The 20789-nt window shown below is 70.1% G+C and carries 17 protein-coding genes; 13 read left to right on the top strand and 4 right to left on the bottom strand.

The features are described 5' to 3' along the window. Positions 1-23: 23 nt before the first annotated feature. Positions 24-680 (bottom strand): TetR/AcrR family transcriptional regulator, encoded by a 657-nt coding sequence (locus ACO0M4_RS11345; protein ID WP_430369747.1) that lies wholly within the window; start codon positions 678-680, stop codon positions 24-26. 144 nt (positions 681-824) lie between these two features. Here ACO0M4_RS11345 and ACO0M4_RS11340 point away from each other — a divergent pair, with 144 nt between their 5' ends. The 4 genes from ACO0M4_RS11340 (at position 825) to adh (ending at position 5550) form a co-directional block, all read left to right on the top strand. Continuing rightward, entirely contained in the window at positions 825-1439 is a 615-nt protein-coding gene (locus ACO0M4_RS11340; protein ID WP_430369746.1) for a DUF6230 family protein, read from the top strand. Beyond that, positions 1430-2512, top strand: a complete 1083-nt coding sequence (locus tag ACO0M4_RS11335; RefSeq protein ID WP_430369745.1) for a DUF6114 domain-containing protein — start codon at positions 1430-1432, stop codon at positions 2510-2512. The genes ACO0M4_RS11340 and ACO0M4_RS11335 overlap by 10 nt, the downstream gene beginning before the upstream one ends. A gap of 88 nt (positions 2513-2600) precedes the next feature. Then, positions 2601-3887: a GAF domain-containing protein gene (locus ACO0M4_RS11330; protein WP_430369744.1), complete on the top strand. Its 1287-nt coding sequence runs from the start codon at positions 2601-2603 to the stop codon at positions 3885-3887. Positions 3888-4026: 139 nt separating this feature from the next. Beyond that, positions 4027-5550 carry an aldehyde dehydrogenase gene (adh, locus tag ACO0M4_RS11325; RefSeq protein WP_430369743.1) on the top strand — a complete coding sequence of 508 codons (1524 nt, stop codon included), beginning with the start codon at positions 4027-4029 and terminating at the stop codon, positions 5548-5550. 151 nt (positions 5551-5701) lie between these two features. Here the strand turns inward: adh and ACO0M4_RS11320 are convergent, their stop codons facing one another. Continuing rightward, positions 5702-6073 (bottom strand): hypothetical protein, encoded by a 372-nt coding sequence (locus ACO0M4_RS11320; protein ID WP_430369742.1) that lies wholly within the window; start codon positions 6071-6073, stop codon positions 5702-5704. Between the two features lie 654 nt (positions 6074-6727). Here ACO0M4_RS11320 and ACO0M4_RS11315 point away from each other — a divergent pair. Then, positions 6728-8971: a protein kinase domain-containing protein gene (locus ACO0M4_RS11315; RefSeq protein WP_430369741.1), complete on the top strand. Its 2244-nt coding sequence runs from the start codon at positions 6728-6730 to the stop codon at positions 8969-8971. A 262-nt stretch (positions 8972-9233) separates the two neighbouring features. On the opposite strand, the gene ACO0M4_RS11310 is transcribed toward ACO0M4_RS11315, so the two are convergent. Continuing rightward, on the bottom strand, positions 9234-9983 hold the full coding sequence (locus tag ACO0M4_RS11310) for a formyltransferase family protein (protein ID WP_430369740.1): 750 nt from the start codon (positions 9981-9983) through the stop codon (positions 9234-9236). A gap of 298 nt (positions 9984-10281) precedes the next feature. Then, positions 10282-11187, bottom strand: coding sequence for an ATP-grasp domain-containing protein (locus tag ACO0M4_RS11305; RefSeq protein ID WP_430369739.1), 906 nt, complete (start codon positions 11185-11187; stop codon positions 10282-10284). Between the two features lie 156 nt (positions 11188-11343). Between ACO0M4_RS11305 and ACO0M4_RS11300 the strand changes: the two genes are divergently transcribed. The 8 genes from ACO0M4_RS11300 to polX all read left to right on the top strand — a co-directional run bounded on the left by ACO0M4_RS11300 (position 11344) and on the right by polX (position 20782). Then, complete coding sequence (locus ACO0M4_RS11300) at positions 11344-11481, top strand: hypothetical protein (RefSeq protein ID WP_430369738.1); 138 nt, start codon at positions 11344-11346, stop codon at positions 11479-11481. A gap of 581 nt (positions 11482-12062) precedes the next feature. Continuing rightward, complete coding sequence (locus ACO0M4_RS11295; protein WP_430369737.1) at positions 12063-12839, top strand: Crp/Fnr family transcriptional regulator; 777 nt, start codon at positions 12063-12065, stop codon at positions 12837-12839. A gap of 225 nt (positions 12840-13064) precedes the next feature. Next, complete coding sequence (locus ACO0M4_RS11290) at positions 13065-13733, top strand: hypothetical protein (protein WP_430369736.1); 669 nt, start codon at positions 13065-13067, stop codon at positions 13731-13733. Further along, on the top strand, positions 13726-15972 hold the full coding sequence (locus ACO0M4_RS11285) for a hypothetical protein (RefSeq protein ID WP_430369735.1): 2247 nt from the start codon (positions 13726-13728) through the stop codon (positions 15970-15972). The genes ACO0M4_RS11290 and ACO0M4_RS11285 overlap by 8 nt, the downstream gene beginning before the upstream one ends. 5 nt (positions 15973-15977) lie before the next feature. Further along, positions 15978-17051: a hypothetical protein gene (locus tag ACO0M4_RS11280; RefSeq protein ID WP_430369734.1), complete on the top strand. Its 1074-nt coding sequence runs from the start codon at positions 15978-15980 to the stop codon at positions 17049-17051. Further along, complete coding sequence (locus ACO0M4_RS11275) at positions 17044-18378, top strand: DUF4407 domain-containing protein (protein ID WP_430369733.1); 1335 nt, start codon at positions 17044-17046, stop codon at positions 18376-18378. Before ACO0M4_RS11280 ends, ACO0M4_RS11275 begins: the two co-directional genes overlap by 8 nt. Before the next feature lie 73 nt (positions 18379-18451). Then, a complete protein-coding gene (locus ACO0M4_RS11270) occupies positions 18452-18982 on the top strand; it encodes a Pycsar system effector family protein (protein ID WP_430369732.1) in 531 nt (176 codons plus the stop codon). Positions 18983-19051: 69 nt separating this feature from the next. Then, complete coding sequence (polX, locus tag ACO0M4_RS11265) at positions 19052-20782, top strand: DNA polymerase/3'-5' exonuclease PolX (RefSeq protein WP_430369731.1); 1731 nt, start codon at positions 19052-19054, stop codon at positions 20780-20782. Positions 20783-20789 lie beyond the last annotated feature (7 nt).

Below are 20789 nucleotides of genomic sequence, written 5' to 3'. Positions count from 1 at the left end.
CACGGACCGTAATTGACACTTCGTCAAGCCGGTGGTCGGGGCGGCGCCGGACAGTCCGGCTCGCACTCCTCGATCAGTCGGAGGGTGTCGCCCAGCCCGCGGACCAGCAGCGACACCACGGTCTCGCGCGGCAACTCCTGCTCCTCGATCCAGTCGAGGGTGACGCCCTCGACACTGGAGAGCCAGCCGGTCAACGCCGTACGGGCGAGCGGCGGGATCTCGTCCCGGTCCCAGGCACCCCGCGCGATGGTGCCGAGCAGCCGGGCCCGGACGCCGGCGCGGATGGCCAACACCTCGGCGTCGAAGCCGACCCCGCCGGTGACGATCGTGCGGTAGGCGGCCTGGTGGTGTTGGGCGTAGCGCAGATAGCCGTCGACGGTGCGCCGGACGCGTTCGACGGGCGGTAGGTCGTGGTTGCTGCCGGCGCGTTCGACGAGTTCGGCCACCGCGTCCTCGATGATCGCTAAGTAGTAGCCGCGCTTGTTGGTGAAGTAGTAGTAGATCAGGCCCTTGGCGACCCCGGCCTGGCGCGCTATGTCGTCCATCGACAGCGCGTCGTACGAGGTGTCGGCGAACAGCTTCTTTCCGGTGGCTATCAGTTCGGCGCGACGTGCCTGGTACCGCGCGGTGCCGCGATCGCTCCGCGAGGCCGCGTGTCCGTGCTGTTGACTCTTATTCAAAATCCGCCCTAGTCTTCAACTGCCAAGAGTTTTGCGCAGTATGACAGAACGTCACCTGCGCTCTCCGGTCCGCGGCGGACCCCCGCGGACAGCTCCATGAAGCACTTCCCTCGCGCATTCGACCGCTGCCCCGGGGAGGACGCAGTGAGCACACCGAACGGCAGGGCGCCCGAAGGGCGGACCTCCTGGAAGAAGACCGCGGCGGTGGCGGTGCCGGCCGTCATCGCCGTGGGCGCACTGGCCACCGCCATGGCCCAGGGCGCCCTGGCCGCCTCGTTCGCGGTGTCCGGCACCAACTTCCAGGTCTCGTCCGGCAAGCTGACCAGCTCCGGTCTCGCCTCGTACGTGCACACCGACCGCGACACCGACGACCGCGGCCACCCGGTCGCCCTCCTGGGCATCGGCAAGGCCGACCTGACCGACATCTGCCAGGCCGCGCAGGTCAAGACGCCGGTGGGAACGGTGGTGTTCAAGCTGACCGCGGGCGGCCGGGCCGGGCCGGTGCGCGCCGACAACCTCATCATCGACGGGGAGGACCTGGTCGGCGACGCCCGGTTCGGCACCGCCCAGATCGGCCGGGACGCCGGCACGCTCGACACGGTGCCGGGGGTCAAGGGCCCACGGGGGAAGTTCGGACTCCAGGCCGGCAACATCGAGGTGGCCGGCGTCAAGTCGAACGCCTGGTCCGCCACCGGCGGCAACTTCCGCCTCAAGGGGCTACGGGTGAGCGTCAGCCTGGACGGCACGACGTGTTTCTGAGCGCGCGCCGGGCACGGTGGGGCGCCCGACTGGAGCGGACGCTGCCCTGGCCGGAGCGGCGGGCGGCGTTCCGGCGGTGGCGGCGGACCCGGCCGTTCTGGGCCGGGCTGCTGCTTCTGCTGGGCGGCGCCGAACTGCTGCTGGTACCGCTGTCGCCGCTGACCGTCCTGGTCAGCCTGGGACTGGGCGGACTGGCCGCGCTCGGCATCGGACTGGCGTTGATGGTGGCCGGGGTGTTCCTGTGGTGCACGCCGGCCGCACACCACTACGTGAGCATCAATGCGCTGATCCTGTCGGTGCTCTCGTTCGCCGCGACCAATCTCGGTGGGTTCCTGGTGGGGATGGGACTGGGGATCGCAGGCAGCGCGTGGGGATTCGGGTGGACGCCGGTGCGGGACGCGGCGGACGCGGGCCGGGCGAGCGCGAACGCCACGGAGCCCGCCGGGACGGCGCCGGACCCCGACCCCGACCCCGACCCCGACGGCACCGGACCGACCGGACCTCCCGGAGCGGACCCCGCGGACCGTACGCCGTCCCATCGCGGCACCGGCAGCAAGGCGCTCGCCATCGGCCTGCCGATCGCCCTGCTCACCGCGCTTGCCGGCCCGGCACAGCGAGCCGACGCGACCAGCACCCCGGCACCCCCCGTCGCACCAACCGTGACCACCACCCGCTTCGCCCCCCAGGGATTCACCCTGGCCGGCGTCACGACCGTCCCCACCACCGCCGGACCGCTGAAGGTGATGGTGCTGCGCATGAAGGCGGCGTCCCTGACCGACTACCGCCTCACCACCCACGACCACCAGGGCCCCCAACTCCGCCTGAATGCCGATGCGTTGGACCTCAAGGGCGCGGTGACCCTCTACCTCACCAAGTTCAGCGGCTGCATCGAGGGGGTGCTCTGCCTCACCTTCACCCCGGACACCCTCCCCGTTCCGCCGGTCGTCCCGCCGTTCGTCTACATGACGCGGGTGACCGCCGAGCAGGCCCTGGTGACCTCGGACCTGATCGTGGCGGACGGCCTACGGCTCCAGGCGGGCGACACCGCCAACGGCACCGCCGGCGGCGGTTGAGCCAACACGCCCGTTGCGGGGTTTACGCCCCCGGCCGGTACGAGCACCATCGGCGTACAAGGCAGGAGCCGCAACGGAGAGGTGACGCGTGGTCAACCCTTGGCTGGCGATGGAAGCGGGCGCCGACCCGGGCGAACGCATCCGCACGGTACGCCGGGCGCACGAGGCGTTCCTCACCGACGGAACGGTGGCGCCGCCGGTCCGACAGGTGGTCGCCGACTCCTGGCGCCGCTCGGCCCGGGCCTGCGCCGCACCGGACGGTGAGGTCCCCGTCGAACTCGACGAGGCCGCACTGCACAGCTACCGCGAGGCGCATCCGCTGGCCCGGGCGATGCCGGTCTTCCGGGAACTGCTGGGCAGCATCGCCCAGGACGGGGCGCATCTGCTGGCGGTCTGCGATCCGCAGGGGCGACTGCTGTGGGTGGAGGGGCACCGCGGGGTGCTGCGCCGCGCCGAACAGATGAACTTCGTGGTCGGCGCCCGCTGGGACGAACCCCACGCCGGCACCAACGCACCGGGCACCGCGCTCGCCGCCGACCACGCCGTCCAGATCTTCGCCACCGAGCACTACAACCGCCGGGTGCAGCCCTGGACGTGCGCCGCCGCCCCCCTGCACGACCTGCGGACCGGGCGCCTGCTGGGCGCCGTGGACATCACCGGAGGCGACCATCTCGCCAGCCCGCACAGCCTCGCCCTGGTGCAGGCCACCGCACGTGCCGCCGAGTCGCATCTGACCGATTCCACCAGGCAGTGGGGAAACTTCCTGACGGCGCTCGGCCGCGACGAGGCACTGCTGGTGCGCAACGGCGAGCGGCTGCGCCTGGGCCGCCGACACAGCGAGATCATGGTGTTGCTGGCCCATCACCCAGCCGGGCTGACGGGCGATCAGCTCGCGGTACTGCTCTACGGCGAGCGGGAGATGCGCCCGGTCACCCTGCGCGCCGAGCTGTCCCGACTGCGGCAACTGGTCGGCTCGCTGCTGCACTCCCGCCCCTACCGCCTGAGCACCCCTCTGGAGACCGATCTCGCCTCCGTACAAAGCGACTTGACGAACCATCACCTCGCCCTGGCGCTCGACACCTACCGCGGCCCGCTCCTGCCCTCGTCCGAGGCCCCCGGCATCCGCCGACTGCGCACCGCGCTGGAGGACCGGATGCGCCGGGCGCTGCTCACCGCCGCCGACCCGGACCAGCTACGCGCCTGGTCGCTCACCCCTTGGGGCGAGCACGACTTGGAGATCCGGGAGGCCCTGGTGGACGCCCTGCCGGAGCGTTCCCCGGCCCGCACCGCGTCCGACGCGGCGGCCGGGCGGCTGCGCACCGAGTACGGCCTGACCGCCAGCAGCCACTTCCGCACGGGGGTCGCCACGCGCTGATGCCACGGTCCGGACACCGGCCGCGCGCCCCCACTCCCCCGCGCAACGTTCGCGCAACCTTCGCCGCCCTAGCCTCCCCCCACCGCCCGCCGCACGGCAGCGGCGGGCCGCGCCGCGCGATCAATTGGGAGGCCGCCCCATGGCACGTTATGCGAACCCCGGTTCCGCCGATGCCGTGATGAGCTATCAGCCCCGCTACGACCACTGGATCGGCGGTGAGTTCGTCGCGCCCGCTCAGGGCCGGTACTTCGAGAATCCGACACCGATCAATGGACAGCCGTTCACCGAGGTCGCCCGCGGTACGGCCGAGGACGTCGAACGGGCCCTGGACGCGGCGCACGCCGCCGCCCCCGGATGGGCCCGCACCTCCGCGGCGGACCGCGCCGCCGTGCTCAACAAGATCGCAGACCGGATGGAACACCACCTGGAGGCGCTGGCGGTCGCCGAGAGCTGGGAGAACGGCAAGCCCGTGCGGGAGACGCTGGCCGCCGATATCCCACTAGCCATCGACCACTTCCGCTACTTCGCGGGCGCGGTCCGCGCCCAGGAGGGCACCCTCTCGGAGATCGACGAGGACACCGTCGCCTACCACTTCCACGAGCCGCTCGGGGTGGTCGGCCAGATCATCCCCTGGAACTTCCCGATCCTGATGGCGACCTGGAAGCTGGCCCCGGCGCTGGCCGCCGGCAACACGGTGGTCCTCAAGCCCGCCGAACAGACACCCGCCTCGATTCACTTCCTGATGAGCCTGATCGCCGATCTGCTGCCGCCGGGCGTCGTCAACATCGTCAACGGCTTCGGCGTCGAGGCGGGCAAACCCCTGGCGTCCAGTCCCCGGGTCGCCAAGATCGCCTTCACCGGTGAGACCACCACCGGCCGGCTGATCATGCAGTACGCGTCCGAGCACCTGCGGCCGGTGACCCTGGAGTTGGGCGGCAAGAGCCCCAACATCTTCTTCGACGACGTCTCCCACGCCGCGGACGACTTCCAGGACAAGGCCCTCGAAGGCTTCACCATGTTCGCCCTCAACCAGGGCGAGGTGTGCACCTGCCCGTCCCGTGCACTGATCCAACGCGGTCACTACGCGGACTTCCTGGCGGCCGGCGTGTCCCGCACCGAGAAGATCGTCCAGGGCCACCCCCTCGACACCGACACCATGATCGGCGCCCAGGCGTCCAACGACCAGCTGGAGAAGATCCTCTCCTACTTCGACATCGGCCAGAAAGAAGGCGCCAAGGTCCTGACCGGCGGCACCCGGGCCGAGCTGGGCGGCGAACTGGAGGGCGGCTACTACGTCCGCCCGACCATCTTCGAGGGCAACAACGACATGCGGATCTTCCAGGAAGAGATCTTCGGCCCGGTCGTGGCGGTGGCCCCATTCGGCGACTTCGACGAGGCGATCGCCCTCGCCAACGACACCCTCTACGGCCTCGGCGCCGGCGTCTGGACCCGCGACGGCTCCACCGCCTACCGCGCGGGCCGCGCCATCCAGGCCGGCCGGGTATGGACCAACTGCTACCACGCCTACCCCGCCCACGCCGCCTTCGGCGGCTACAAGCAGTCCGGCATCGGCCGCGAAACCCACAAGATGATGCTGGACCACTACCAACAGACCAAGAACCTGTTGGTGAGCTACTCGCCGAAGAAGCTCGGGTTCTTCTAAGCGCACAAGAAAAGGCGCCTGACCTGGGCTTTTGCCCATCAGGCGCCTCTCCCTCGGCCCGCTAACAGTCGGGCCAGGTTTACGTGGTAACTCCCAGTTCCTCCCGCGTCTGACCAGCGCTTCCGGACCAGTCACGGACCAAAGCCCCGGCTCAGCCATCAGTCACCGCACCCTGGCTGATGCGCTCCCACTCCTGCATGGACTGCTCGATGAGCCGGTTGGCCTGTTCCCGCACGCCATCCAGGAACTTGGCGTAGTGGCGGAAGAGGACCTCGATGCTCTGGCCCGCCCGGCGAGCGCATTCGGCGGGGTCCACGCCGGAGTACAGCCAGAAGGAGATCCCTGCGTGCCGGAGGTCGTAGGGCCGCTGGGCCAGGCCGCAGGCGCGCTCCGTGCGGGTCAGGACGTACTCCCTTGCCCGCTTCCACGTAGTGCCGTACGCCGCGAAGTCCACATAATTGCCCCGCCTGGTTCCGAAACAGCCGTCCGTCCGGCGCCACACCGAAGCGTTCGATGTGCGCACGGAGCATGCGTACACACTGCGGGGGGATGGGAACAGGCCGGGTGGTGGTCTGGGCACGGCGCTTGAGCAAGTGCACCTCGTGCACCCCGCCGTCGTCCGTCCACACCACTGCCTCCACAGCACGGATCGCCTCCGCCACCCGCTGTGCTTCGTCGCCGCCTGCCATCGCGCGCAGTAGCTCGTTCTTGAGCCGTTCCCTAGCCGGCATGCCACCGTGGTGTTCGAAGACCACCGCCCCGAAGGGCAACTTCGGGTACTGGTCGGCGAGAAACGTGCCCGCGAGCTGTGCTCCACCCCCTCCCGGCCGCCGCCCTCACGTTCGACGGCCGAAGACGGTCCTGCCACACACACGTCCCCTTACCGACATCGTGGATCAAAGCCAGGTACGCAGTCAGCTCCCCCGGCTGGGAAACCCCGGCCGAGCTCCTGTCTGAACTGCTCGCGGCGTGATCAACCGACCGTGGTGTTGCGACAACCCCTGGAATCCGCCCTCCTCTTGGCGGGGCTTCGTCAAGTGCGGCACGGGAACAGCCCTGGGGCCCCTGTTCGTCACCCGCTGTGCTCTGCTGTACTGCCCTGCGGCTAATTTGTGTGCAGGACAGGTACGCAGGCCCGTGGTGGCAGAGGTGCACGGGGGACGGGAGGTCGGGAAGAGTGTCGCTGCGCGCAGGTGATCCAGCCGAGATCGGCGGTTATCCGCTGGAGGCGCGGCTCGGCTCGGGTGGCATGGGCACGGTCTTTCTGGCCCGTACGAGTTCGGGGCGACCTGTCGCGATCAAACTGATCCACCCCCAGTTCGCGGCGGACGACGAGTTCCGCATCCGCTTCCGGCAGGAGGTGGCGGCGGCGAGGCGGGTGAGCGGCGCGTTCACCGCCGCCGTGGTCGACGCTGCCCCTGAGGCCGAGCAGCCGTGGATGGCGACGACCTATATCCAGGGGCACACGCTCGCCCGGCGCATCGCCACGAAGGGTCCGCTGAGCGGAGCGGAGCTGAGGAGGCTCGCCATCGGGCTGGCGGAGGCGCTGCGGGACATCCACCGGGTGGGGGTCGTCCACCGTGACCTGAAGCCCTCGAACGTCGTGCTCTCGCCCGAGGGCCCACGCGTCATCGACTTCGGCATTTCGCGCGCCGTGGACCAGCAGACGCTGACGATCACAGGGCGGGTCATCGGTACGCCGCCCTTCATGTCGCCCGAGCAGTTGCAGGCGCCGCGTGATGTGGGGCCGCGGTCCGATGTCTTCTCGCTGGGGACGCTGCTGGCGTACGCAGCGACGGGCCACGGGCCCTTCGACGCGGACAGCCCCTACATCGCTGCGTATCAGGTGGTGCACGAGGAGCCGTCGCTCGATGACGTGCCGGTGGCCTTGCGCACGGTCGTCGAGTCGTGCCTGGCCAAGGAACCCGACGGGCGCCCCTCGGCGGACGAACTCCTCGTGCTGCTACGGGACCTGCCGGCCGACCTCGGCCAGACCGACGCGAGGGAAGTTGGCGCGGGCCGCACCCGCGACATGATCACCCAGCATCACTTCGCGGCGCCGGCCGCCCCGGCGCCGGCACCCCCGACCACCACCCCGGCCGGTCCCGAAACGGGGAGCACTGGCACCCCCATCGGCCGCCGACTACGTCGCCGATGGCGTCCCGTGCTCGCGGCCGCGGTCGCGGTGGCAGCGATCGGCGGGGGAGTCGCCACATGGAAGGCGGGCGGCTTCGGGGGGAACAGCGGCGGCGACAAGGGCAACAGCCTTGCGGCGGCGGGTGCCGCGCTCCCGGACGGCTTCGAGCCGTGGCACAAGGCCGTGCCGGGCGGTCGCCCGGACATCCCCGACGAGCTGCGTTGCGTCGCGCACGGCGACGCGCTGTTCTGCGGGGGCGGCAGTGTTGTCGCGACCCGTATCAGGGCCAGGGACGGCTCGCGGGTGTGGACGGCGAAGAGCCCCGGCGTCCCCGTCAACGGCATGCACCTGGTGGGCGCCACCGAAGACACGGTGCTCGGTTACCGCTTCGCCGCCCAGGACGCCCCGCAGGACCCTCCCAGCGAGGTGGTGGCCATCGACGCGAACAACGGCCGAGAGCTGTGGTCCGTGCCGTCCGGCGCCCAGTCGGCGGCCGTCACGGGTCGGACTCAGGACGCCATCGTGGTCGGCTCCGACGTCGTGACGGTCGATGCTTCCAACTCCCGCTTCGAGGCCCGCAACGCGCACAGCGGTCACGTCACATGGACGTCGCCATTCCCAGCGGGTACGCAGTGCGCTCCCGTCCCGGTGGGCCCACAGCTCGTCGCGATGTGCGCGACGAATGCGGAAGTGGATGCCTTGGCGGTGCGCCACCCCACCCTGTACCCGGTCGACCGCGCCTCGGGGACACTGGGCAGGCCCATCGCGGTCAACGGCCCCGCCGTGCCGATGGGCGTCGCCAACGGCAGGCTCGTACTCCTGCAAGTACACATGCAGGGAACGGAGTCGGCCGGCTACGACGGGGTGGCGCGGGTGGACCCGGCGTCGCGGAAGGTCACGTACTCCCGACTGGCCAAGACATACGCGGGGACGCCAGGCATGGCGGACAGCACCGTCTACGTGAGCGGGCAGACCGGTCTCGTCACAGCACTCGACCCCGCGACCGGCCGGGAGAAGTGGTCGCGGCAGACTGGTGTGGAGGGTGCGTCGGGTCCTGTTGCGGGAGCCGACGCACTGTATTTCAGCTCGGCCACCGGCCGGGTGGTCGCGCTGTCGCCGCACGATGGCAAAACCCTGTGGACAACAGATCCGCAGGCCGATGGTTTGACGGGCGGGTCGGGCGCAAGCCCGCGGGTGACTCTTGCGGGGCGTGCGGTGATCGTGGCCGCGGCCAAGAACACTCTCTTCGCTTTCGACGCGCAGAAGCCGCCGAAGTCGGGCTGACCCGGGTGGCTGGACGGCGGCTGCAACATTGCCATGGAGTACCGCGGGAAGCTCCCCCGCTGGCACCCCGTACCAAGATCCGGGCCAGGCGCGGACCAACTCGGCTTCGCCTCGCGCATTTCCACCCGTTGCTACAGGTCAGAGAAGGGAGAAGGTCGCGTACCGCCAAGAGACCAAGAACCTGTTGGTGAGCTACTCGCCGAAGCAGCTCGGGTTCTTCTGGGGGCTCGAACGAAAGGCGCCTGACCTGGACTATCGCCGGTCAGGCGCCTTTCGTTCGGCCCGCGCCGGCCGGGGCCACGCCAGAGTGCAGGCTGGGGGGACGAGGAGGGGCGGCAGCGGAAGTCGGTACGTAGCCGGTGCTCAGCCGGTGCGCAGCCGGTGCGCAGCCGGTGCTCAGCCGGTGCGCAGCCGGTGCGCAGCCGGTGCGCAGCCGGTGCGCAGCCGTCCTCGCGTTTGCAGCCCAGTTGGTTAGGTTTTCACCGCGCGTGGAGTGCCCACTTGCTGCCATCGACGAACGCCGTTCCGGGCAGTGCGATGAGTTCGGGTTTGAAGAGGGGTGGCGTGTCCATTGCCGGCTCCCAGGTCGCCATCTTCTCGTCCTGCGGGACCTCGATCCGCCGGCCTCGGCGAGGTCGGTGACCACCCGCACCAGCAACCGCACACCGAGTGGGGCCAGGTGCTCGCGCCACAGGCTCTGTGCGGTCGAGCCCGGGGGCACGAACAGGTGCTCCTGTGCGGCGATCGGGCCGCCGTCGGTGCGCTCGGTGAGGTGGTAGACACTCCCACTCGTCACCTTGTCGCCGTCGCGAACCGTCCATCGGATCGCGTCCCGGCCGCGGTGCAACGGCAGCAGACTGGGGCGATAACCGATGGTCGCGACGGCGGCCCTGGCTCGTGTCTGGCAGCCGATGAAGGCGTGCGAATGCGCGGCGACAATGAGGTCCACCCCGTCCGGGATGTGCATCGCGCGCAACTCGTGGTGCCGGTGCCCGTCGGTGACGGCCAGCATCCGGCCGGCACCGGCGTTCCGCCGCACCAGCACGCGGTCGCCGGAGCGGTGAACGTCGTTGCGCAGCAGATCGGTTCCAGCGCCGGAGTCGCGGCCCTGGTCCTGATCGCGGCGACGGGCGACAACCGGCTGGGGGCTATCACCTGGCCTACCTTGCGGCCGCCACCGCCGCGCGACGGGCTGGCTCCGCGTTACCGCCAACGGCCCCGCACGCCCACAGCGTCAGAGACGGCCGTAGCAGCTTGCCGACGCCAGTCGTCTCGCCCGCTCGGTGGGGACCAGGGGTCCGCTTGCCTGATCACAGCATGGCCAGGTGCGCTTCCACGTACGGGACCGCAACCGACTCCGCGGGGTGCACCGAGCCGAGCATCGGGTGCACGTTGACTTCGAACACCACGCCACCGTTCTCGACGGCGAGGTCGACGCCGGCGAAGGGAAGCCCCATGGACTCGGTGGCCGAGACGGCCAACTTGCCGAGTTCTGCGGGCAGATCACCGATCGGCAAGGGGGCGCAGCCCGCTCCCTGGGCCTCGTTGCAGGGAGCATCCGGATCGGCCTGGACATGTTCACATGCCTGTACCGGGCGCCCGTCCAGCACGGACACACGGAACTGATGGCGCAGCCCGTCGGAGTTGAAGTTGTCGGCATCCCGGGAGATCAACCAGTCCTGCTCGGAACGGGCGTAGTAGCCGACCGCGGCGTGCAGTTGCTCAGGAGTGGTGACGTGGAAAACGTCATTTCCGCAGGTGCCCAGCACCGGCCGGGCCCAGACATTGCGGCCCAGCCTCTCGAATGCCGCGACGGCTTCCTGTGCGCTGGGCCGGGACAGGCTGATGGTTTCCATATGCCGGATACCGTGCTGGGCGAACCGTTCCACCATGAGGTTCTTTTCGGTGGCCGCCCGCCAGGCACTGGCGTCCGTTCCGAGCGACGCCACCCCGTGCCGGCTCAGCAGTCGCTGGAACGGGGCGAAACTGCGGCGTTCGGGAGGCTGAACCTCGTAGATGAGTACAGCCGAAGGCGTCACCATCAGCCCCTCGGCCGGCACCTCGAACCGGACTCCCGAGTCGACGAGATGCGTCCGACCGACCCCACCCGTCATGAAGTGCCGCGCATCGATCAGTACGGGTGGTCGTCCGGTGAGCAACTCGACCGCAGCGGCCAGAGCGGGACGACTGCCCTCCGTCGAGCCGTGATCGGTCATCAACACAACCTCGCGTGTGCCCATATCGGCCTGATCCCCTCGCCCACTGGGTCGCGCTACGCGGCACCCGCGCCGCGAGGCTCGATCCTGCCAGCGCGACTACGGAAGGCGATAGCGCAATTACAGACAGACGGTACCGCGCGGGGCGAGCTGCGCATGTCGGCCACGGCCAACGCCGTGGCCGGTCTGCTGAACCTCCTGCTCTTCTTTGCCGTTCCGGTGGTCGGCGTGCTGGACTTGCACGACCGGGCCGAGGGGCACTTGGCCTGGCTCGTCGAGACGATGACCGCCTAGCGGGAGATTCGGCTCGCACCGCTGTCGGGCGCACCCGCCTGCTGGGATCGCTGTCCCTCACTTGCCGGTGGCGGAGCCAGCCGCGCCCGCGACGCTGTCCACGGTCCGGTGCGCTGACTGGCCCGCCGCCTGGCCCGCCATAGACGTGACAACGGCGGTGCCTGACTCGACGCATCGTTCGAGGGACTTACGTCGTCACTGGCGGATCGTCTCGACGTCGCGCTTCGGGTGCGGGAGCCCGCGCCGGGAGCTCGCACCGGCCCCTTCGCATCCGGCAGGGCAACCGGGAGCGCCGTGACGCGGCGCCCCGTCCGGAACGGTGACGGCGCATAATGCTCGCCATCGCGTTCGAGCGTCCCGTGGCGACAGTTGCCGCATGCGCCGCCACGACCCTCCTTCTGCGGCTGCGGCGGCCGTTTCCGGATCTTCCATGACGAGTCCGCCACCGCCGGGCGGGTGCCCGGACGCGGGCCGGCACGGAATTCAGCCAAAGCCGTTCTTTTGCTTCACGATTCACCCACCGGCGGCAATATAGGGGGACGTGCGCCGAGTACCGCTGTGCGTGCGCGAACGACATCGCAATGGGGGCAAAAGAACATGCTGAAGTTACGCACCAGTTCGCGCAGGCCCCGGGCCGGCGAGTCGACCCGATGAGGCGCGAGTGGCCGCTCGCCACTTTCCTCGGCCGACTGAAGCCCACATCGCTCGCCGCCGCCCTGGAATTGGGCACCCTGGCCAAATACCCGGCACATCGCACTTTGTTACATCAGGGCGATGAGAGCAGTCATGTCCTATTGATCACCCACGGTGTGGTCAAAGTGGTGACGAGCTCGGCGGACGGCTTCGACATGCTCCTGGCGATTCGTCTGGCCGGCGATCTGGTCGGGGAAATGGCGGCGTTCGAGGACGAACCGCGCTCCGGCACCGTCATCGCCTGCGGTGAGGTCACCGCGCGGATCATCCAACGGCGCACGTTGGAAACCTTCCTCAGCGGGCATGTGGACGCCATGGCCGCGCTGTACCGCATGATGAGCGCCCGGCTGCGCTGGGCGAACCGCCGTCGGCTGGACTTCCGCGCCTACGACGCGTCGACCCGACTGGCCCGGGTGATCGCCGAATTGGCCCAGACCTACGGACAGGCGGCCAGCGGCGCCAACGGGCGGCGCTGCGCGCTCGGCGTCACCCTCACCCAGTCGGAATTGGCATCACTCGCCGGACTGGCCCTCCCCACCGCGGAGAAGGCGCTCGCCGCACTGTCCCAACGCGGCCTGATCGAGCGCAGCTACCGTCAGATATCGATCAGTGACATTCCGCAGCTGTTGGAATTCGCGAAAATCGAAGCCGAGAACCCGTATTAATACGGGTTCGTTTCTCGCCGGCACTCCTAGCCTCTCCCTCACACCTCGCGGAAAGTCCGTGAGATGTGAGGGAGGAATGAACAAGTGGCCGATCAGGCCGGGTACTACCCCTGCACGTGCATTGCCCTGGACGTCCAGTCGTACGGAGGGAACAACGACCGCCGGCAATCCGAAATCCAGCACGATCTCCCCCGGCTCCTTTCCCGGGCCGCCCACAATGCGGCGTTGGACCGGACCCGATGGCACATCCAGGCCAAGGGCGACGAGCAGTTGGCCGTCGCCCCCATGGACGGCTCCGAACCCCGGATCGTGGACGACTACATCCGCCACATCACGGCGGTGCTGTTCGCCTACAACGAGGACCGGGTGCGCAGCGCGCGGATGAGGGTGCGGGCCGCCATCCACCACGGGCCGGTGGAGGTCGCCGACAACGGCTTCGCCGGCCGGACCGTGGTCACCACCTGCCGACTGCTCAACTCCGGCCCACTCCGCGCCGCGTTGGCCGCCGCGGACGACGCCGATCTGGTGCTCGCCCTGTCCGACACGGTCTTCCTGAACACCGTGGCCGGCGGGCACACCACGCTTCCCCGGTCCGCCTTCCGGCGGGTGGACATCCGGGAGAAGGAATGCGAGTCGACGGCCTGGCTGTGGGTACCGGGCCACGATCCGGACGCTCTGGACCCGGTGGTCGCCGCTCCGGAGGCCGACGGCTCCAGGGACCCGGCCGCCGCGGCCCGGACCGGCGCGGCGAACAGCGCGGAACACCCCACGGCCGGCCATCCGGGCCCGGGGATCCGTAGCACCTACAAGAGCCGGAACCTCAACGTCAACAACTTCCACGCGCCCGTGGACCTGCGCGGTGGGGTCGTCGGATTCGGATCCACCGATGGCTGACCACGAGCCCGACGACGCAACGGCGCCGGCAGGCTCCGGAACGGGGGAAGTACCGCCTCGCCAGGCACCGGACGACGGCGTACCGGGACCGGCGGGTCCCGCTTCGGACCCTGCCGGAGACGGGAGCACGCACCCCGCGCCGGGCCACCCGGACCCGGCCGCCCAAGACCTCGAAGCCCGAGACCTGGAGGCCGACCAACAGGACTACCACGAGCTGACCGGCGCTCTGAACCATCGGGTCCAGCAGGTCTACAACACCTTCTACGGCCGGGTCGACGCAGCGGAATCGGTGTTCGGCTTCGGTGCCGCCACCTCCCCGGGACTGGCACCCGGCCTGGTCGAACCCGCCGAGATCGGCCGGGTACTGGCGCACTACCTACACCCGGACGCGTATGACGAAACCGCCGGCCGGCTGCAGTCCGACCACCTGGTGGTGCTGGCCGGGGAGGAGGGCAGCGGGCGGCGGGCCGGGGCGTTCGCGATGCTGCGGGACCTGCTGGGCGAGGATGCCGCGCTCCGGAGCCTGTCCCCCGCGAACTCGTTGACCCACCTCGCGGCGAAGGGGACCGTCAAGCCCGCGAGCGGGTACGTCATCCTCGACTACGCCGGCGAGACGGAATCCGACGCGGTACAGGACTACAACCTCAAGAAGCTCCAGGACGAGTTGCGCCGCCGCGGCTCCTATCTGGTGCTCACCGCTTCTCCGGCCGACCGACGGCGGTTGGCGCTGAAGGCCCACTGCGTGCCCTGGACCCCACCGGGCCCGCTGCCGCTTTTCGAGCACTGCGCGGACCAGATGTACGGAGCCGCCTTCCTCAGCCAGCTGCCCGCCGCGACCCTGGACGAACTCCGGGCGCTCGTGGCGGAATTGTGGCGGCCCAGGGACATCGTCCGGGCCGCCCGGCAACTCGCCAACGGCACGCAGGCCGCGCTGGAGGACCTGCGGGACAGTGCCAAGCAGACCGTCCGGGAGTGGTTCCAGAAGAGTCCCGGGCGCGAGGATCTGCTCCCGATCGCGGCCCTGGCCTTCGCCGAGGGGCTTCCTGAGCGCACCTTCGAGGAGCTGGTGGTGCTCCTCGATGACTACGTGCGCAACGGGGACCGGCCCGCCGGCGAGCCGGTGTCCGACGAGGACGCCGTCCCGGTCACCCGGCCGCCCCTGCGGCAGAGCCGGGCCGCGTGGAGCACCCGCGCGTCCGGGATCGCCGCTCCGGTGCACCGGGGCGACCGGTGCCGCAGCGAGCGGACGATCGTCTTCGCCTCTCCGAGGGTCCGGGGGCTGGTGATCGGCGAACTGCACGCACTGTACGGCTACGAGCTCTGGTATCCGCTGCGGCGCTGGCTCAACCAGCTGGCCCTGGAGGGCGGCCCCCGGGTCCGGGAAGAGGTGGCGCGGGGCGTGGCGCTGCTGGCCCGGCACGCCCTGCCGGAGGTCGAGGAGAACCTCCTCCCGTCCTGGTCGGACGGGCTCAGCAGCCAGCGACTGACCGCGGCCTTCGTCCTGCAGTTCATGTGCGGTGACGAGCGCCTGGCACCGCAGGCACTCGCCACCGCCCTCAGCTGGTCGAAGCGGGGCAACAGGCAGTTGCGCGCCATCACGGCGGCGATGGCCTTCGCCGGCGAGGCCGGGGCCCTCTACCGGCTGGACGCGCTCAACTGCCTGTGGGGGATGACCGTCCGCGGACAGCGGGTGGCGGCCGCGGCACGCCGTTCGCTGGTGCTCCTGCTTGCGACGGCCGCGGCCGAAGCGGAGGCCGAGCGCGCGGAGTTCTCCCTCCGTTACTTCCGGACCCAGCTGGCCCACGCCCGGGACCCCAGGGATCGGACCCTGGCCCTCGAATCCGTCCTTCAGGTCCTCGAAGCCGAAGGGCTCACCCCAGGGGTACCGCTGACCGCGGAACTGCTCCAGCGGCACCCTCCGACCGCCCGGCACCTGGGCTCTCTCTGGAGCACCGTGCTGCTCAGCATGGGCCGCGCACGTGCCGTGACCGCGCTGGTCCGCACCCTGGCCGCACTCCAGGACGTCCGGTCCGCCACCGGCTCGGTACGCGAACTGGGCGAGGCGATGCGTGGCGCTCTGGACCGCCGGCAGTGGCAGGGCTTGCAGGCCAACGTGTCGGTGGCGGTTCGCCATCCGGACTACGCAATACCTGGTACCCAGCACCTCGTACAGGTCCTCCTCGGAAACCTGCGACGCCACGGATCCACCAGCAATTCCCTTTCCCTCCAAGGAGGATGACAGCAGTGCACGAGAACTATCCGATCGTGGCGGAGCAGATGCTGCAGACCGTGCAGCGCGGCTGGTGGTCACGCCGCCGGCAGCGCGCCGACCTGCCGGCCCTGCCGCCCGGTGCCGTCTACGTCTTCCGGGTCGGCGGTCAGTACCGCGAATACCCGGAGGGGATGACCTTCGACCCGTCGCACCCCGACGTGGTGGACGCCTCGTCGGTGAGCCTGGTAGACACCCGGGCCCGGCTGGTCGAGGCGGAGCGGGTGGTGCCCTCGGTGAGCGAAGCCGACACCTTCACGATCCGGGCGTCCTTCACCTGTCAGGTCACGGACGCCGCCACCGTCGCCCGCCAGGGCATCGACGATGTGACGGTTCCCCTCCGCACGTACCTTGCGGGCGACAGTGAGCTGTCCCGGGTCAGCGCCGCCCACCGCATCGAGGAGGTCAACGCGGTCCGCGACGAGGCGACCCGCCGGATGACCGCGTACACCACGATCGTCACACCGCGGATCGCCGGGATGAACGTGGAGTTCGTCGGCATCGAGGTGCTCACGCCGGAGGACCTGCGCAAGTGGGAGCAGAAGCTCCGGGACGAGCGTCGCGACCAGGAACTCCTCCGCGGACAGCACGAGTTCGAGTCCCAGTCGGTGCAGCGGCTGGCGGAGCTGCTCCAGCAGGGCGGCGAGTACGTGGACGCGCTCGGGGTGACCCGCAACGTCATCGACGTCGCCGCGATCGCCGAGCGCGCGCACCGCCGGGAGGACGACGACCGGGCACACCGGCAGCAGGCGGCCGCCCAGGCCAGCGCCCGGACGCACGAGCGCGAGCGGGAACAGCGCGCACTCCACGCCGATCTGCTGCGCACCCTGGTGACGCACATGGGCCGGGCCGAGCACTTCGTGGACTACCAGCAGGTGTTGCAGCAGTTGATGGAGCAGGGCACCGTGCCGGCCGCCGGTCCGGCGGCCCCGGCCGTGGAGTCCGCGCCGGCGGACCGCGCCAACGGCTCCCCCGCAAAGCTGACCGGCCGAAACGGCCAGGGGCCCGGCCCCCGTTACCTCAAGGACGAGGACGACCTCCTTGACTGACTACCTCAAGCTGCCGGAGGGGTACGGCAGGCCACGGGAACAGGCCCCTCCCACGGGTTTCGACCCGGCCCGCCGGCTGCGGTCCCTCACCGGCGTGGACGAGAACCTGCTCGCCTGGGTCTGGTACGAGCGCAGCAAGTACACCGCACTGGGCGGCGTGGTACTCGGTACCTCCGTCATCGCGGCGTTCTCCATGTGGAACTTCGCGAACGAGGCCGTCGGTGGCACGTCCGTCCTGGCGTTGGTCCCCGCCGTGGTCTGGATGCTGTTCGTGCTCAATCTCGACCGCTGGCTGATCGCCCCGCAACCGAACGCCAAGCGGCGGGTGACCCCGCTGCTGACGCGCCTCCTGGTGGCCGTGCTGCTGGGCACGGTCATCGCCGAGCCGCTGGTGTTGCGGATATTCCAGACCGCGGTCGAGGAGCGGATCCAGGACGAACGGCACGGCGACGTGGACCGGCTGCGGAGCAACCTCCTGCGCTGCAACCCCGACCCCTCACAAGGTTCCGGTGACCGGGGGCGGCCGGGTGGCTGCGACAGCTACCTGCTGTCGTTCAACGCGACGCCGGGAGGGCAGTCGGCCGAGTTGGACGCACTGCGCCAGGACGCCGCCGAGCTGCAGAAGCGGGTCGACCAGGACACCAAACTGCTGGAATCCCTGGATGCGGACGTCCGGAACGAGTGCCGTCAGCTGATCCGCAATGCCGGCACCGGGCTGCTGGAACGGACCTCGGAGTGCCAGCGGCTGCGGGCGAAGGCGGCCGACTACCGCGCCACGCACCACACCGCGGCCAACGAGCGCCGGCTGGCCCAGATGAACGACCGGATCGGCCAGGACGGCAGCCGGCTGACGCACTCCCGTAGCGCCTTCCTGACCGCCCGGGACAACGAGATCGCCCGCCGGGTGGCCCAGGAACGGGCGAAGCAGAAGGGCATCGGCGTGCTGGAGCGCATGGCGGCCCTGGAGCAGCTCACCGGGGACGACCCGACGCTGTTCACGGGTGTCTGGCTGGTCCGGCTGCTCTTCGTGCTCATCGACGTGCTGCCCGTGCTGGTCAAGTTCCTCGGCCAGGAGAGCAGTTACGACCGGTTGCTGTCGTCGCGCAGCAACAGTGCGGTCAAGGTGCACGACGCCGCCGTACGCGCCGCGGAGCGGAAGTCGCTGGCGGAGCTGGAGATCGCCCAGGAGGAGTGCGAACAGTATGTGCGGCGCCGCAAGGCCGAATTCGACGCGGCCCGCCGCGAGCACGTGGCGGAGATGAACATTCGCGTCAGCCAGGCGGTCAACGCCCTGGAGGACGAGTTGCGCCGCAAGTCGTCCGTCTGATCCGGCCGCTGCCGACCGGCGGGGCTCCCCGGCCATCAACCGGGGAGCCCCGTTGCGCCAGAGAGGAGTCCCGTTGTCCGTTTCGAGCCGGGCCGGTGGTCCACACCGCGACGGCGGTGATCCCAGGAGTGACGCCCTGGCCCGATTACTGGTGACCGAGACCCGCGAGGAGATGGTCAAGGCGGATCAGAAGGCCGGCTTCCTGTTGTCCGTCCTCGGGCTCGCCGTGACCGCCCTCCTGGGAGCCGTGAGCGCGGGTGCCGTCGCTCCGCTGCGCTTCGGGGTGGTCGCCCAGGTGTGCTTCTGGTCCGGTTGTGCGGCGCTACCGCCCTCGTTGTGCCTGCTGGGCCTGGTCATCGTGCCCCGTACGGCAACGGCCAGGCGGCACCGCGTGCACTACTTCGGCGATGCCGTCGGCGCCACCTCCGCCCGGCTGAGCTCCGCCGTCCGCCGGACCGATCTCGTGGAGCGGGACGTCAGCCAGTTCGCCGAGCTGTCCCGCGTGGTCGCCACCAAGTACCGCTGGATCCGGCGCGGAATGGTCGCGAGCGCGTTCTTCCTGGTCCTGACGTCACTCGGCGTGCTGCTCGGCTCACTGCGCTGAGCGGCGGACGGTGCCCCACCGCCGCCCCCTTCACATGCCGCCCCACCCCACCGGGCGCACCCTGGAGACATGGTCCGCGCCAACGAGGAGGTCGAGGCGTTGCTCCAGGAGTACGCCGACCTCCTGGCGATCAGTGGTGGGGACGCCTTCAAGGCCCGGGCGTACGAGAAGGCCGCCCGGGCGATCGGGGGGCATCCCGCCGATGTCTCGAAGCTCGATGTGACGGGGCTGCGGGAGATTCCGCACGTGGGGGCGTCGATCGCGGAGAAGGTGGTGGAGTACCTGCGCTCCGGCCGGGTGGCGGTCATCGAGGAGACCAGGGCGGAGATCCCCGCGGGGGTGCGGGAGCTGATCGCCATCCCCACGCTGGGGCCGAAGAAGGCCATGGTGCTCTACGAGGATCTGGGCATCACGTCGGTGGATCAGTTGCTGGACGCCGTGCACGAGGAGCGGTTGCGGGATCTGAAGGGGTTCGGCGAGAAGACCGAGGAGAACATCCTGCACGGGATCTCGCTGCTGCAGCAGGCGGGCGGCGGGCGGATCCTGATCAGTGCCGCGATGGACGTCGCGGAGCAGATCACCGGGGAGTTGTCGGGGATCACCGGGTGTGAGCGGTGCACGTATGCGGGGTCGCTGCGCCGGATGCGGGAGACGATCGGGGACATCGACGTCCTGGTGGCGGCGGAGCGGTCGGCGCCCTTCATGGCGGCGTTGGCGGAGCTCCCGTACACCGCCGAGGTCATCGCGCACGGCCAGAAGAAGACCTCGATCCGCACCACCAAGGGCCTCCAGGTGGATCTGCGGGTGCTGCCGCCGGCCTCCTGGGGCGCCGGGCTCCAGTACTTCACGGGGTCCAAGGGGCACAACATCCGCACCCGGGCGATCGCCGTGCGGAACGGCCTCAAGCTCTCCGAGTACGGGCTGTTCGACAGTGAGAGCGGGGAGTTGGTCGCGTCGGAGACGGAGGAGGAGATCTACGCCCGACTCGGTCTGCCGTGGATCGCGCCGCCGCTGCGGGAGGACCGGGGCGAGGTCGCCGCCGGACTCCGCGGCGAACTGCCCGATCTGGTGGCGGAGGACGACATCAGGGGCGATCTCCACACCCACACCGATCTCACCGACGGGCTGTCCTCGTTGGCGGACATGGTCACCGCGGCCGCCGCCCGCGGGTACGCGTACTTCGCCGTCACCGACCACGCGCCGCACCTCGCCATGCAGCGGATGACCGACGAGAAGATGCTCGCGCAGCGGGACGCGGTGCGCGCGCTGGACCGGAAGCACCGCGGTATGCGGCTGCTGCACGGCACCGAACTCAACATCGGGCCGGACGGGGACGTCGACTGGCCCGACGCGTTCCTGGCGGAATTCGACCTCTGCGTGGCCTCGGTGCATTCGCACTTCCAGCAGAGCCGGCAGGCCCTCACCCGTCGTCTCATCCGCGCCTGCGAGAATCCGTACGTCGCGATCATCGGGCACCCCACCACGCGATTGATCGGCAAACGCCCGGGAATCGACGCCGACTTCGACGCGGTCTTCGAAGCCTGTGCGCGGACGGGTACCGCGCTGGAAATCAATGCCCACCCCGAGCGGTTGGACCTGTGCGACGAGGACATCCTCCGCGCCAAGCGCCACGGTGTGAAATTCGCGGTGAATTCCGATGCCCACGCCACCACACATCTGCCGTATATGCGCTACGGGGTGGGCACGGCCCAGCGCGGTTGGCTCACCAAGGACGACGTCATCAACACCTGGTCGCTGACCGCGTTGCGACGCTTCCTGCGCGGCGGCCGCCGGTCGTAGCAACCGG

The organism is Streptomyces sp. RGM 3693 (assembly GCF_050471125.1).
Classification (GTDB): domain Bacteria; phylum Actinomycetota; class Actinomycetes; order Streptomycetales; family Streptomycetaceae; genus Streptomyces.
This window is presented reverse-complemented; position numbering and strand designations above follow the sequence as displayed.

What these genes read in the sequence shown, in the direction of transcription:
- ACO0M4_RS11305 (WP_430369739.1), bottom strand. Translation starts at nt 11,187, where the DNA reads ATGACCGATCACGGCTCGACGGAGGGCAGTCGTCCCGCTCTGGCCGCT.
- adh (WP_430369743.1), top strand. Translation starts at nt 4,027, where the DNA reads ATGGCACGTTATGCGAACCCCGGTTCCGCCGATGCCGTGATGAGCTAT.
- ACO0M4_RS11310 (WP_430369740.1), bottom strand. Translation starts at nt 9,983, where the DNA reads ATGCTGGCCGTCACCGACGGGCACCGGCACCACGAGTTGCGCGCGATG.
- polX (WP_430369731.1), top strand. Translation starts at nt 19,052, where the DNA reads ATGGTCCGCGCCAACGAGGAGGTCGAGGCGTTGCTCCAGGAGTACGCC.
- ACO0M4_RS11300 (WP_430369738.1), top strand. Translation starts at nt 11,344, where the DNA reads ATGTCGGCCACGGCCAACGCCGTGGCCGGTCTGCTGAACCTCCTGCTC.
- ACO0M4_RS11285 (WP_430369735.1), top strand. Translation starts at nt 13,726, where the DNA reads ATGGCTGACCACGAGCCCGACGACGCAACGGCGCCGGCAGGCTCCGGA.
- ACO0M4_RS11295 (WP_430369737.1), top strand. Translation starts at nt 12,063, where the DNA reads ATGGGGGCAAAAGAACATGCTGAAGTTACGCACCAGTTCGCGCAGGCC.